Below are 13058 nucleotides of genomic sequence, written 5' to 3'. Positions count from 1 at the left end.
TCACTTCTTGAACATCTTGTTCCGTTTGTCTCCGCCCGAGAGAATGTAGGCGAGGAGGTCCTCCACCTCGTCCTGGTTCATGCTGTTGATGAGGCCGGGAGGCATGAGGGAGACGGGCGAAACGGTGCGGCTTTGGATCTTGTCGCTGCGGACTTCGGTGATTTCGCCGGGCGCAGCGGGATTGGTGGCCACCTGCAGGAAACCGCCCTCTTCTCCGGTGATGCGGCCCACCACAGTGCTTCCGTTCCTCAGCGTGATGACGCTGCTCTCATACTGGTCGGAGATGACCTTGCTGGGATCGATGATGTTCTCCAGCAGATCGCGCAGCGTGTAGCGGTTCCCGGCGCCGGTGAGGTCCGGGCCCACGCCGCCGCCTTCATTGCCCAGACGATGGCAGGCCTGGCATGCGGCGGCGATGAAGAGCTCGTGCCCGCGCTCGAAATTGCGCCCGCTTTTGGCGTTCCTGGCGAAGGCCACGACTTCATCGATGCTGTAATTTTTACCGGGGCCCTTCGGCGGATGGATCACGGCGGGCACCGCGTTTTGTACTTTCGGAATGGCGAGGGTGGCGAGCTGCGCGCGTTCTTTGGCCTCCGGCACTGAAGCGAGCGCATCCATGCGGATGGTGTCGAGGAAACCGCGGAACTGATTGCCGCCCTGCCATGGCCCAGTGCTGGCAAACCACGCGAAAAACTCCCGCCGCAGCTCCGGCGTCCAGCCCTCCTTCGTAAACCGCAGCCCATACGCATACGCGATCTGCTGCTGGTTCGGTCGCGCCTCGCCGCTGCGCAGGAAATTCGGGCCGTAGCGGTCATTGCGCGCCATGCGCTCCACCGAGAGCCACGAGACAGGATCGTCCTTGGCCGTGCGCATGAGCTTGAGCGTTTTGGCGACGACTTCCTTCGAACCCAGCGCAGCCAGCGTGCGCGAGAGCTCGCGGTTGAGGTCGTTGGTCTTGGCAGGAAACACCGCATCCAGCCGGGCGATCGTTTGTACGAGCGAGTCTCCTTCCGGCAGGCCGCTGCGTGACACTGTGACTTCATACACGCGCACCAGTGCAATCTGCTGTGCGGGGTCCAGTTTGGCGAAATCGAGCGCATTGAGCATGGCCAGCAATGCCGGCTGGTTATCCTTTCCACCGAAGCGGGCGAGTGCGAGCCCGCTCTCGATCACGGCCCATGGCTCCGTCTGCTTCAGCGCACGCGCGGCCCAGAGCTTGGCGGGCTGGCGCTCGATGGACACACGTGCGGCATAACGCACCAGACGGTCCGCATGACCAAGATAAGGCCAGGCTTTGTCGATGGCTTCGGGCCCGGTACCTTCTTCGTGCAGGTGCTCCAGTTCCACGCGCAGTTTGTGCTCCATCGTTTCAGCGGGGGCGGCGGCGGGGGCGGTGCTCTCCCTGCCCTCATACGTCACGCGATACATGGCCGACTGCGTGCGACGACCGCCGATGGTGAAATACATGGCGCCGTCTTTGCCGATGACGGCATCGGTCAGCGGCAAGGGCTTGCCATAGATGAACTCCTCCAGCTTTGCTTCATAGCCAGCGCCCTTGGGCGTGAGGTGCACGGCGTAAAGCGTGCCATAGGTCCAGTCGCAGGCATAGATGGCGTGCTGATACTTTGCAGGAAATGCCGCGCCGAGTCCGGAGACGACCCCTGTGGGACAACCCGGGCCCACTTCGACCAGCGGCGGCACGATGTCCGGGCAGTAGCCCATGAGTTTGCCCGAAGACTCGCGGAAGCCGTAGTCGCCACCGCTGACGAGGTGGTAGATGCGCGTAGGCCGGTACCAAGGCATGCCCGCGTCCCACTCCATGTCGCTGTCATAGGTGAAAAGATCGCCCAAAGCATTGAAGGCGCTGTCGAAGTGATTGCGCATGCCGTCGGCGATCATTTCAAAGCGTTTGCCATCGGGTGAGACCTTGAGCGTGAAGGCCTGCGGCTCGGTGTCGGAAAACTCCGCGCCTTTGCTGGTGCGCGGCACGATCTGGTCGTCCGCAAACGGCCGCGAACCACGCGTGTGTTCGATCTGCGGCTGCGCCGTGCCGTTGCCGCAAGAAAGATACAGGCTCTTTCCATCCGGCGAGAGTGTGATGCTGTGGTTGCCGTGCTCGCCCTGGCCTTTGATCTCTCGCAGCAGCACCTTCTCATCAAACTGGCCCGTGCCCTTGGTATCACGCAGCCGGTACAGGCCCGCGACATTCGGCTTCTCATTCACCAGTGCGTACAGGCTGTCGAAGGCATACAGCAGACCGTGTGCGCCATTGATCTCCGCGTTGAGTTTTTCCACCTGCGCCTTGTCACCGCTGCCCACCGGCGGCGGCGTGAGGCGGAAGAGGCCGCCATACTGGTCCGTGGCCAGGATGCGGCCTTTGTCATCCACCGTCATTCCCACCCAGGAGCCTTCGTTGTCTTTCGTGACCTTGTAAATCAGCTCCACCTTAAATCCCGGCAGCGCCTTGATGTCCGCAGGTGCGGTGACTTCGTCCGAGACCGCTGCAGGATTCTTCGTGCGGTCTTTGCTGAAGATCTCGCCATACGGCTTTTTGCCGTACGTGTTCACCACCTTCGCCGGCTTCCACTCTTCGGTATTCGGCGCTGCTGCCAGCCATGAGGCATCCGTAAAGAGGGACTGCTCCTTGCCATCGGCAAAGGTCACACTTAGCACGGCCAGAAAGCCTGCGGCGCTGCCTTTGTTGGTGGCTTCGGAACGCAGCTCGTTCTTCCCCCGCTTGAGTTTTTGGGTCACATTTGCCTGCGTGGGCCGCTGCCAGTCAGGATTGGTCAGCACCAGCTCGCCGTTGAGGAAGACCTGCGCGCCATTGTCGCAGCTAACGCGCAGGACAGCGCTCTTGATGGCAGCTTCACCCAGATCGAACTCTTTTTTCAGCCTCGCGGCGTCTTTTGCAGTGGGCGCATCGCTCCACAGCCATTTCCACTCCGCGTTCGCCGCGGCGCTGCCACCCGTCGGGGGCGTGGCCGCTTCCGCCTTCGGCTGCGGTTTGCCTTTGGCCTTTGCCTCCAGCGGCTTTGCGTTTGCGATGATGCTCTTGTCAAAGCTAACCACACCGCCCTCGGGCAGTTCCTTGAGCAGCACGTCCTTGATCTGCACCTTCATGGCCGGACCGCGATGAATCTGAAAAGCAACGATGCCCTCCAGCAGCTGCGTCTTCGCGCCAAAGTCCAGAAGATCGATGGTCTGCTGCCCATCAATCTTGTGCACCAGATGATTCCCCTGCGCGATGATCGTGTACTCATGCCATTCGGCGATGTCCACCTCCACGGGTTCATGCTCGGCCTTCAGCCACTTGGCACCATCGGGATCGATCACCATGCTCTGCCCGTTTTGCACCAGAATGCCGCCCCACTTTTCTCCGTATACCATCGCGTTGTTTGGAGCGGCTGGGTGGATGTCGCACTGATACCCGCCCACGGACCATTTCCCGGTTTCAGGAAATTCGCGGCTGCGATACTGGATGCCGGTGTTGTTGCCCGCCTGCTTCACTTTCACCCGCAGCTCGAAGTTTTTCACCTTCCCGCCACGCCAGATGAGGAACTGGTTGTACTTCAGCTGCTCCGGTCCCGTGGTCTTGCCCGTGATGCAGCCATCTTCCACGCTCCACAGCTCGGGATTCCCATCCCAGCCGCTGAGGTCTTTGCCATTGAAGAGCGGTTTAAAACCTTCCTGGGCCGTGGCGGTGGTGGCAAACAGGAGTGAGAGAAGGAGGAGACGGTTCATGGTGCGAGCGTGGTAAAACGCTCGCACTTGGCGGGAAATACTGGCAAACTATGTGTCGGATTCCGCAATTGAGCCGTGCTGGACCGCAGCGCCGGGACTCAGAACTGCAGGGATTCTATTTCGCCTTCTTCTTTGGCTGCTCGATCAAGGCATTGGCTTCCTGCCCCAACTGGCCGGGTTTTGCGGCGTCTTTCAGAAGTTCCGCGAGCCGGGCACGCATGGCGGCCACGCGTTCGGGCTCGGCGAGGGCGAGGTTTTTCTTTTCGCCGATGTCCGTGGCGAGATTGTAGAGGGCGAGGGTTTCGCCAAACTGCGCTTCTGTGGCTGCATCTGCCGTGCTTCCGGCCTTGGTCTTTTTGCCTTTGCCTTTGCCTTTCCCCTTTGCGCCTGCCGCCGGGGCCTCTTCGCTGTCGGCATCGCTGCCGTTCATCACGAGCTTCCAGTCGCCCATGCGCACGGCGGCGACGGTGGGGGACTGCACGCAAAGGATCGCATCGTGCGGTGAGGGAGCGCCCTGGGTGAGCATGGGCCACACGTCCTTGCCATCGAGCGTTGTTTTTTGCTCCAGGGAACCGCCGGCGAGTTTCACCAGGGTGGGGTACCAGTCCACCGTATGCATGGGCTCTTTGAGGCGCTTGCCCTCGGGGATGTGGCCGGGCCAGTTGGCAAAGGCGCAGCCGCGCACGCCGCCTTCGTAAATACTGCCTTTGAAGGCGCGCAGTGGTGTGTTGGTGCCGGGAGGCGGGCCGCCGTTGTCGGTGGAGAAGATGATGAGCGTGTTTTCCCGCTGGCCGCTGCTTTCCAGGGCGGCGACGATTTGACCGATGGCCTCGTCCACCGCCGCCAGCATCCCCGCAAGCTTTTGCCGTCCGCCCGTAAGTGCGCCGTAGGGCTTCAGGTATTCATCCGGCACCTCCAGGGGGCCATGCACCCCGTTGAATGGTACATAGAGAAAGAGTGGCTTCGCCTTGTCCTTCTCCGTGATGGTGCGGCAGGCCTCCTTCGCGAGAAGATGCGTCGTGTAACCTTCCTCCTTGATCTGCTTGCCATCGCGGTACCAGTCCAGGTCCTGGCCGCGCATGTGGGTGAAGTAGTCCAGCATGCCAAAGTAGTGGCCGTAGTGGTGGTCAAAGCCGCGTGCGGTGGGCAGATAGGCGGGCTCAAATTCACCCAGATGCCATTTGCCGATGATGGAGGTGGCGTAGCCAGCGTCGTGCAACGCATTGGCCAGGGTGCGTTCCGTCAGCGGCAGGCCCCAGGTGGCATGCGGGCGCACGATAGTATAGACACCGGTGTGCGTGGCGTAGCGCCCGGTCATCAATGCGGCTCGTGTGGGAGAGCAAACGGGCTGCACATAGAGCGACTCCAGCACCGTGCCTCCCGCCGCGAGCTTGTCGATGTTTGGCGTATGCATTTCCTTGCCGCCATTGAAGCCGCAGTCCGCATAGCCGAGATCATCCACGAGGAGGAAGACGATGTTCGGTTGTTTCTCAGCGGCGAATGCCGACACCGAGAGGAGCAGCGATGAAAAAAGGAGTGCGATGGTTTTCATGGGAGGAGAATAGAGATGAGCAGTCATTTGGCTTTCTTCTTTTTGCCGGCGCCGGGATCCACCATGGTGACGGGTTCGCCAATTAGCAGTGGTTTTCCAAAGACGGTCTGCTTGTCGCCCTGCTGCTGCATCCAGGCATCCACATCGGCACGCATCTGCTGCAGGCGCTCCGCCTGCGCGGGCTCGGCGGCGAGATTGTGCAGTTCATCGGGGTCGCTCTTCAGATCGTAGAGCTCCTCCGCCGGGCGAATGGAGTAGCGTTTCACGACGGCGGCGGCGGCGGTGCTGGTTTCTGCGGCGGTGAGCCAGCTCTGCCAGTAGTTGTAACCGCTCAGCACATTGCTGGAGCGCGAGATGTGGGTGTGATGCTGAAACTCGGGGTGCAGATTGCGGATGTATTTCCAATCGCGTGTGCGCACGCTGCGAATGGGATAGACATTGAAGTCGCCATCCCCGCTTTGGGTGGTGAAGATTTTTTCGCGGTGAGTGGTGGCCTTTCCCAGCAGCACGGGGGCAAAAGATTTACCGTCAATGCCCTCCGGCACCGTGCCGCCACCGAGCTCGATGAAGGTGGGGATGAGATCCGGCCAGGCGATCAAGGCATCACTCCTGGATGCCGGTTTCAAATGACCCGGCCATGCCGCGATGAAGGGAATGCGGATGCCTGCATCGTACAGATTCCATTTCCCAAACGGCCACTGCCCGCCGTGATCGGCGGTGTAGATGAAGAGCGTGTCTCCCGGCACCTTGTCTTTGGCCAGCGCACGCAGCTCGCCAAGCAGTGTGTCTGCGCGCGTGATGTCCGAACAGTAGCGCGCGCGCTGCTCCCGCGTCGCTGCGGTGTCCAGGTGAGTGGGCGGCAGTTTGATGGTGCCAGCGTCATAGCCTGCATTTTCTCCCCAGGGCACATGCGGGTGATGAGTGCCAAAGAAAAGGCAGAGTGGCTTGGAGGCATCTCGGGTGTTGAGAAATTTGGCCACTTCCACGGTGTCTGAATCGCCCTGCTGCTGGCCGCCGAGAACATCAAAGCCATGGTCCTTGCCGTAGTTGCCATGCGCCACTTTGCCAAAAGCGGCCACCTCATAACCCAGCGCATGCAGCACGGGCGGCAGAGATTTCACCTCGGGATTCTTCGCCTTGTGGTTTGGCTCCGCCCCGTTCCGCGCCGGCCACAGGCCTGTGCACAATGTGGTACGGCTGGGTCCACAGGCTGGAGAGGCTACAAACGCATGCGTAAACTTCATTCCCTCCGCCGCCAGCCTGGCCATGTTGGGCGTGCGGATATCCGTAGCTCCATAGGGCTCGGAGTCCAGCATGCTGTGATCGTCCGAGATGAACACGACAATGTTTGGCGGCGTGATTTTTTCAGCGCCAGAAAGAGGCAGGCTCAGGAGAGCCGCAGCGAACAATGTCAGGGTCAGGTTGGACATGAGCCGGTAACGAACGATTTTGAGGCAACATCTCAGCAAATGCGCATCAGGGTGCCGCCTGCTTTTTCTTCTTTGCCTTTTTCGGGGTGAAGGTCTCTTGCTTCGCGTTTGGATCAAAGTTCGGATTGGGCGTCGGCATCAGTGCGCCGACTTCCTTGCGCCAGGCGATGAGCTTCGCATGCAGCTCCTTCACCTTGTCAGGCTGTGCAGCGGCCAGATTGTTCTTTTCGCCGATGTCCTGAGGGATGTTGTAAAGCTCCAGCGCGCCGTCCTCGTGCCACTCAATGAGTTTCCAGTCGCCATCGCGGATGGTGGTGCATGGCGGGCCGCCTTGATTCGCATAATGCGGGTAGTGCCAGAAAAGCGGCTTGCCACGAGTTGCGGACTCGCCTTTCAGCAAGGGCAGAAAGCTCACGCCATCGAGATGCTGCTCGGGTTTCAACGACTGGCCTGTGAGCTGCAGCAGGGTGGGATAAAAATCCGTGCTGATGACAGGTGAATCGCAGGTTGTGTCCGGCTTGGTCACGCCGGGAGCCACGACGATCATCGGTTCGCGCACGCCGCCTTCATAGGGCCAGCCTTTGCCGGCACGCAGCGGCAGATTTGAGGTGGGATGTCCTTCGGCAGTGGCGAGTCCGCCGTTGTCAGACATGAAGACGACAATCGTTTTCTCCGTGAGTCCGTTCTTTTCCAAAGTGGACAGCACTCGGCCAATGGCGGCGTCAAACTGCTCCAGCATCGCAGCATAGACCGGATTGTTTTGCACGAGGCGCACCTGGTTCGTCCGCTCCTGGCCCCAGGCGTCTGCGGGTGCCTGCTTGGCCTTTTCCTGCCATTTCGCTACGAGTTCGGCGCGTGCGCCGATGGGCACATGCGGTGCGTTGTAGGGCAGGTAGGCATAGAAAGGCTTGTCTTTGTTCGCCTCGATGAACTTCACCGCCGCATCGGTGATGCTGTCGGTGTTCTTCGGATCGTCCTGCTTTTTGCCCTTGCCGCCCTTCGGCCCGGTGCTTTCGCTTGCGTCATGCGTGAAGCCTTGATCACTCGGCATGAAGCCCGCGCCGCCCAGATGCCATTTGCCTGCAAAGAACGTTTCATAACCTGCATCGCGCAGAGACTCCGCAATGGTGACCTCCGCCAGCGGCAGCTGACCTGCATTCGGCGCTGGCAGCAGTTTGCCCGCACGGCCTCCAGGAATGAAATTGGTGACGCCAAAGCGCGGCGGATACTTCCCGGTCATGAGGCTGCCACGCGTGGGCGAGCACACACAGCAGGCCGCATAACCCTGCGTGAACTTCATCCCGCGCTTTGCCAGCCCGTCGATGTTCGGCGTTTCATAAAACGACTTCGGGTTGAACGCACCGATGTCCATCTGGCCAAGGTCATCGGCCAGGATGAAGACGATGTTCGGTTTTGTCTCCGCGAACAGGGACGTGACAAAGGTCAGCGCGAGCAGGGCGAGGAACGGGGCTTTCATGGCTTTGTGAGAAATGTGCGATGGGGGGCGGTGGATGATCTTCAAGGCAGAGGCGGCAGAATCATGGTGTTGTCCTGAGTGTCTGCGTGCCATTGTTTCAGGGCAGCATAGAGGCGTTCGAGGTGCTGGCGCTGCGCGGGGTCGGCAGCCAGGTTGTGGAGTTCGTCGGGATCACTTTGGAGATCGTAGAGCTCGATCAGCGGGGGTTTTCCACCCAGAGCGTGCGGGTCCATTTCCTGCAGGATGCGAAAGGCCTCGGGAAACTGGGCTTTGACGCGCACGGTCTCGCCGTAGATGCGATTGATCCAAGGTTTCATGTCACGGAGGTCGGCATTGATAACCTTGGGCTCGTCGAGATGGCTGCGGACAATGAGCTGATGCGTGGCGTCGAGCACACTGCGCTCCTCCATGCCACGCTGCTGGTTCAAGGAGCGGCCGGAGACCTCGCTGAAGATGAAGTCGTGGCCTTTGGCGTCTGGCTTGCTTTCGAGCAGGGGTCTGAGGCTGATGCCGTGGAGCGGTGAATCATACGGAATGCCGAGCACATCCAGCAGTGTGGGCAAGAGGTCGAGCTCACTGACCAATGCATCGCTCACAAGCGGTTTGCCTCCGGGAAGGCGAATGACAAGCGGAATGTGCAGGCCCAGATGAAACGGAGTCATCTTGCCATGCGGGTAGGCCGGGCCGTGATCACCCATGAAGATGACGAGGGTGTTTGCTTCCTGACCGGACTCCCGCAGAGCGGTCATGACCTCGCCGACGATCTGGTCGTTGTGCTGCACACCGTCGAGATACTCGGCCCAGTCACGGCGTGCGACGGGTGTGTCTGGCAGATGCGCGGGCAGTTTCACCTTTGCGGGGTCAATGGTGATGGGCTGCTTCTCGCTGTTCACAAACGGCCGGTGCGTGTAGGTCGTGCTGTTGTGCAGCAGGAACCACGGCTTTCCCGCCGCCCGAGCGATGACTCCGGTGAGGGCTTGCTTGGAGCCCGGCTTCGGGATGAAGTCATTGTAGGGAAAGCGTTCGTTTGGAGAGACGTGGAGCTTTCCGCACACCGCCGTGTGATAGCCCTGCGCGGCGAGCACCTCAACCATCGTGGCGCCCTGGGAGCGGATGCGCGTGTGCAGGTAGGGAGGAGCTTGTTTCTCCGCTTCCGTGAGTTTGGCAGCGGGCTTGAGGTAATTGTTGGTGTTGTTGACCAGGCCGTTCGTGTGCGAGTGCAGGCCGGTCATGATGCAGGCCTTTGATGCCGAGCAAACTGGATACCCCACATAGGCCCGGCGAAACAAGGCCCCGCTGGCCGCCAGCGCATCCATGTGGGGTGTTTTGACATCCGTCGTGCCCAGAGCGCCCATGTGCGCGCCTTGATCCTCGGTGAGAATGAAGAGGATGTTGGGGCGCTGCTCCGCCGCGAATGACGAGAGAGCGCTGAAGAATGACAAAACAAGAAGGGCCGGGACGCGATGCATGGTGGGTGGTGCGCGTGTAACGAAGGGCTCTGTCATGACATCTCAGCAAAAACTGTGTCGGATTCAGCATGCAGGCTTGTCATTCAAAGAGCGGCATTTTAATTTTTCGCGCCATGACCTCGAAATCGACCGCCGGTTCCTCGACTGCTGCCGCCACCAAGCAGTCCGCTGAATATGCCATCTACAAACCCAACGGGCGCGGCACCGGGGGTGTGATTCGTTTCGAGTTCAACCGTGGCAAAGGCGCCGTATTTGTGGATGCGGCTTCGCAGAGCGGGGAGAAGCAGTTCGACTGGGAGCAGAAGATCACCATGAAGTGGGCCCTCTCGGATCTCGGCGCGGTACTGGCGACGCTGCAGGGACGGCAGGAGCAGGCCAAGCTCTTCCACCAGTCTGAAAAGGCCAACAGCGCCTTTGAGCTGACCTTTCGCGATGATCCGCAGAAGGCACCTTATTTCATGAGCATGTCACGCCAGGATGCGGCGTCGAAAAGCGTGAAGAAGGTCACGATTCCTGTCACGCATGCTGAGGCGGTGATTCTCGAAACCGCGCTCCGGGCGGCGATCACGCGGCTGATCGGGTGGTGAGGTCTTTTTTCGTAGGTTGGGTGTGTTTGGCGCGTGACGCGTGTTCAACACCCGGGGACTGCTTCGCCAAACCGCCCGACTTCGGGAGGGTGCGAGTTATGGGGCGTCTTCACACGCTGACAGACGGGCGGGCTGTCGCCACATCCATCCTACGTTCATGCAAGCGCCTCAAGCTTCACCGTCAGAGAATCGTAGCCGAGGGTGCGATCGAACTTGGCTTCATGCTCGACGCGCTCTTCGGCTTTGAGAATGGTAATGCTCTTCACGCGCTCGCAGCACAGCCTAAGCAGGGTGCGCAGGATGAGGCGTGCATGCGGAGCGCCGAGGCAGAGATGCGTACCAAAGCCGAAGGAGAGATGCGGGTTGGGTTTGCGATCAAGGCGGACTTCTTCGGGCTGCGGGAAGGCGGTGGAGTCGAAGTTGGCGGAGGCCCAGGTGAGAGAGATGCGGTCGCCGGCTTTGACGGTGGTGCCATTGACATCCGTGTCTGCGGGACAGACGCGGCCGATGTGCGTGAGAGGCATGAAGACGCGGAAGAACTCCTCGCTGGCGAGGGTGATGCGCTTGGGATCTTCGCGCAGAAATTCCAAGGCTTCCGGATGTTCCGCCAGATAACCCAGGGCGCAGGAAATGGTGTGGATGATGGTGTCACGGCCACCGGCGAAGGCGAGGTTGGCGAAGCCCATCATCTCCTCACGTGTGAGCTTGCGGCCGCGATACTCGGCTTGTGTGAGCGCGCTGAAAAAGTCTGCGCCGGGATTCGCCTCGGCGCGGTCGAACTGCGCGTGGAGGTAATCCTCCAGCACGTTGCCGGTTTTAAACTCGCCGCCAGTGACTTTGAAGACGTGGATGCCCCAGCCGATCCAGGTTTCGCCTTCGGATGCAGGCACGTTGAGCAGGTGGGTCAGGGCACGTGACTGGATGGGCAGCGCGAACTCGTTGACGATCTCAATCGAGTCGCGGCCCAGCGCCTGCGAGAGCATGCCGTCCATCAGCGCCTCGACCTGTGCAATCACTGCAGGATCTTTGGAACGTTGGAAAAAAGGCTCCACGATGGCGCGGTAGTCGGTGTGCTCCGGCGGATTGGTCTCGATGGGCAGCTGGCGCATGGTGCGCACGGCCTCCTCAGAAGGGATCGGCACCCGGAAGGGCGCGTCGGAGCTGAAGGTCTGCCAGTCCTTCGCCGCCTTGCGCACGTCTTCGTGGCGCAGGATCATGGTGATGTCTGCGGACTTCGCGGAAGGGATCGGAAAAGGCGGGCATGAGAGAGAATAACGAATGCTGAAACAGGAACGCTGAACGCGGACAGCATTCTGCGCAATGGCTGCTCTTTGTAGAATGATGCCTGCGGCCTGTGCTAAGGCCGTTTGGTCACTTCTTTTTCGCCTTGCCCTGCTTGGCTGCCTGTTTTGCCGGAGCGGTGGGGTCTTCGTTCGGAGAGCCATGCCACTGTGGCGCGATATTTTTCGCATTCCATTCATCCCAGGATTTCGCCAGTTTGGCGGCGAGCTCGGGCTTTTCAGCGGCGAGGTTGTGCTGCTCGCCGATATCGGTGCTCAGGTCGTAAAGCTGCCAGCCGGATTGGGTCTTGGTCTCCATGTCTCGCACATCCACCAGCTTCCAGCTTCCCTGACGGATGGCTTTTTGGGGACCAAAGCGCCACGCCAGCATCTCATGCGGCGCGGTTGAGACTTCGCCTTTCAAATGAGGGAGAAGGTTCACACCTTCGACGCCGTCCGGCTGCTTCGCAGCGGTGATGGCGCAGGCGGTGGGCAGAATGTCCATGGTGCTCACCGGTTGGTCATAGGTCTTGCCAGCCGGCAGCTTGCCCGGCCAGCTCACGAAGAACGGTACGCGGATGCCGCCTTCCAGCGTCTGGCCTTTGTCTCCCCGCAGCGGAGTATTGACGCCCGTGTTGTAGGCAAAGAAGGGCTTCCTGCCGGAGCCGCCGTTGTCGCTGAAAAAGAACACCAGCGTGTTCGGATGCTTCGCCTTCAGCTCAGCAGTGACTCGGCCGATGTCATCGTCCAGCGCCAGCAGCAGCGAAAGATAGCCGCGGCGGTTCTCATCGGTGACATCCGCAGGAATGCGGCCCTTGACTCTGTCTGCGATCTCCAGCGGCGTATGCACGGCATTGTAAGCCAGATACAGAAACCACGGCTTGGCCGCGCTGCGGTTCATAAATCCGAGCGCCTCATTCGTGAAGAGATCCGTCGCATAACCTTCCAGATGCTGCAGCTCACGGCCGCGGTAGATCATGTCGTGCGAATGCGCGGAGCCAAACTCCGGCTCCGCATCCTTGTGCAGCAAATAATTGTGTCCGCCCACCAGGAAACCAAAGAACTCATCAAACCCGCGCGACTGCGGATGATGCGCCGCATCAAAGCCCTGATGCCATTTGCCAATAAGCGAAGTCGCATAGCCCTCGTCATGCAGCACATTGGCGATCGTTTTCTGATCCAGTGGCAGCCCCAGCTTCGCCTCATCCCCCACATGCGGATTGAACTCATGCCCAAACCGCGTCTGCGACTTCCCCGTGAGAAACCCCGCCCGCGACGGGCTGCAGTATGGAGCGGTGACATAGCCGTTCGTGCAGCGCACGCCGCTGGCCGCCAGCGCATCAATGTTCGGCGTCGGCACCGCCTTCCCCCCATGCACACCAATGTCCGCATAACCAAGATCATCCGCGACGATGACGAGGATGTTGGGTTTCTCCGCGGCGAGCAGGGAGGGGCAAATGGCAAGCAAGAGCAAGGCGAGACGTTTCATGGGACTAGAGATAACGATGGGGAGAGCGAG

8 protein-coding genes are annotated in these 13058 nt (G+C 60.6%); 1 reads left to right on the top strand and 7 read right to left on the bottom strand.

Going from position 1 to position 13058, the window contains the following annotated elements:
* From ACILSR_RS09965 to ACILSR_RS09945, 5 genes are all read right to left on the bottom strand, one after another.
* On the bottom strand, positions 1 to 3744 hold the full coding sequence (locus ACILSR_RS09965) for a family 16 glycoside hydrolase (protein ID WP_395749613.1): 3744 nt from the start codon (positions 3742 to 3744) through the stop codon (positions 1 to 3).
* Positions 3745 to 3859: 115 nt separating this feature from the next.
* Positions 3860 to 5296, bottom strand: coding sequence for a sulfatase-like hydrolase/transferase (locus tag ACILSR_RS09960; protein ID WP_395749612.1), 1437 nt, complete (start codon positions 5294 to 5296; stop codon positions 3860 to 3862).
* Between the two features lie 23 nt (positions 5297 to 5319).
* Positions 5320 to 6726, bottom strand: coding sequence for a sulfatase (locus ACILSR_RS09955; RefSeq protein ID WP_395749611.1), 1407 nt, complete (start codon positions 6724 to 6726; stop codon positions 5320 to 5322).
* A gap of 46 nt (positions 6727 to 6772) precedes the next feature.
* Complete coding sequence (locus tag ACILSR_RS09950; RefSeq protein WP_395749610.1) at positions 6773 to 8203, bottom strand: sulfatase; 1431 nt, start codon at positions 8201 to 8203, stop codon at positions 6773 to 6775.
* Between the two features lie 41 nt (positions 8204 to 8244).
* Positions 8245 to 9672 (bottom strand): sulfatase, encoded by a 1428-nt coding sequence (locus ACILSR_RS09945; protein WP_395749609.1) that lies wholly within the window; start codon positions 9670 to 9672, stop codon positions 8245 to 8247.
* A gap of 113 nt (positions 9673 to 9785) precedes the next feature.
* On the opposite strand from ACILSR_RS09945, the gene ACILSR_RS09940 reads away from it, so the two are divergent.
* Positions 9786 to 10259, top strand: coding sequence for a hypothetical protein (locus ACILSR_RS09940; RefSeq protein WP_395749608.1), 474 nt, complete (start codon positions 9786 to 9788; stop codon positions 10257 to 10259).
* A gap of 155 nt (positions 10260 to 10414) precedes the next feature.
* Here ACILSR_RS09940 and ACILSR_RS09935 read toward each other — a convergent pair whose 3' ends face one another.
* Positions 10415 to 11476: a cytochrome P450 gene (locus ACILSR_RS09935; protein ID WP_395749607.1), complete on the bottom strand. Its 1062-nt coding sequence runs from the start codon at positions 11474 to 11476 to the stop codon at positions 10415 to 10417.
* A 154-nt stretch (positions 11477 to 11630) separates the two neighbouring features.
* Entirely contained in the window at positions 11631 to 13028 is a 1398-nt protein-coding gene (locus tag ACILSR_RS09930; RefSeq protein WP_395749606.1) for a sulfatase, read from the bottom strand.
* Positions 13029 to 13058 lie beyond the last annotated feature (30 nt).

This window comes from Prosthecobacter sp. (genome assembly GCF_044222565.1).
Taxonomy (GTDB): Bacteria; Verrucomicrobiota; Verrucomicrobiia; order Verrucomicrobiales; family Verrucomicrobiaceae; genus Prosthecobacter.
Note: the sequence above shows the minus strand (reverse complement) of the source record. Positions and strands in the feature narration are given on the sequence as shown.